Annotated in this window: 2 protein-coding genes; both read right to left on the bottom strand. The window is 57.6% G+C overall.

Annotation, left to right across the window (positions count from 1 at the left end):
- On the bottom strand, positions 1–242 hold a 242-nt coding region (locus AC1D1Y_RS26115; RefSeq protein ID WP_477684910.1), incomplete at its 3' end, for a barstar family protein.
- Positions 243–276: 34 nt separating this feature from the next.
- A partial coding sequence (locus AC1D1Y_RS26110) for a guanyl-specific ribonuclease (protein ID WP_477684909.1) occupies positions 277–557 on the bottom strand: 281 nt, incomplete at its 5' end.

Below are 557 nucleotides of genomic sequence, written 5' to 3'. Positions count from 1 at the left end.
GACTTGTGCACCGGGTCGGTCATGCTGTCGTACAGCGCGTCAAAATTCTTGCTGACGGTGGTCGGTAGCATGAACTGCTGGCCGATCATGTCCAGCACATCCTGCTTGGTCTGCGCATTGGCGAGGTTGGCGTACAGAAAGTGGTGTCCCAAGCCCTGTGCGGCCTCTTGCAGATCCGACACCCGGAAGGCGCGGATCGATTGAACGATATTCGTTCTGACAGTTCGAAGTGGCGTATCCATCCCCGATTCTCTTTCTCAAAGTACAAAATTCAATTCAAGGCACGATCTTGCGAAAACTCGCATAGTGATCGGTCGTGTAGTAACAGGCATCTGGCACAGTGGCCGGGCCACCGCACACAATTCGTCGTGCTCCCCGGTCCGAAGAGCCCGGTGTGTTCACGGTGTATTCCCGGTAGTAGCCGCGCTTTTGCAAGGGCAGCAAACGCTCCCGATTGCCGAAGACCACGCCATCTTTGGCGTAGGGAAAAGGACCGCCTTGCCGGACCAGCGCATAGGTTGCACGGGCGGGGGCTGGAAGGCTGCCCACTTCCACGG

The organism is Polaromonas sp. P1_G1 (assembly GCF_056405595.1).
This window is presented reverse-complemented; position numbering and strand designations above follow the sequence as displayed.